General features: G+C 61.4%; 1 pseudogene. It reads left to right on the top strand.

What is annotated here, in order from left to right:
• Positions 1-518 (top strand): annotated as a pseudogene (locus Q1A34_RS21955) (hypothetical protein); the annotation flags it as partial.

The raw sequence follows: 518 nt of genomic DNA, 5'->3' as shown, positions 1-518 counted from the left end.
GTGACCGACGGGCAGGCCATTCTGGCCAGCCAGGGCGGCAACTTTAATCTGGGCGGTGTCAGCCGCCTGACCATTTCCGGTGATGACACTCGTGTGGGCTTTGACGGCACAGACGGTGACACAGCTGTGCTCCGGTTCGGGGAGGGCGCGGTGCTGGGCTTCACAGCCGAGGACGGCTCGCTTGGAACCATCGGTGAATTCCGCAGCGGCTTTTACGGCACAGACACCTCAGGTGTGCAGTCCGGGGTAAACCTCGGCATGGCTGATCTGCATCTGGATCTGTCGAACCTGCAGAACTACGGCGGCGCGCATACGCTGATCGAGGCGGACGAGATTATCGGCGCGTTTGGCGAAATCAGGATCGAAGGCCTGCGGTCGGATCGGAATGCCAAAGTCACGGTGGACTACGAGACAGACCAGGTGATCCTGGACATCTCAGGGGGCAGTGGTGATGTCAGCTATGACGCCATCGGTGACGCCGATAACGCAAAGGCCGCCGCAGATCTCTGGGCTGCGCT

This window comes from uncultured Roseobacter sp., from assembly GCF_947491795.1.
GTDB lineage: Bacteria > Pseudomonadota > Alphaproteobacteria > Rhodobacterales > Rhodobacteraceae > Roseobacter.
This window is presented reverse-complemented; position numbering and strand designations above follow the sequence as displayed.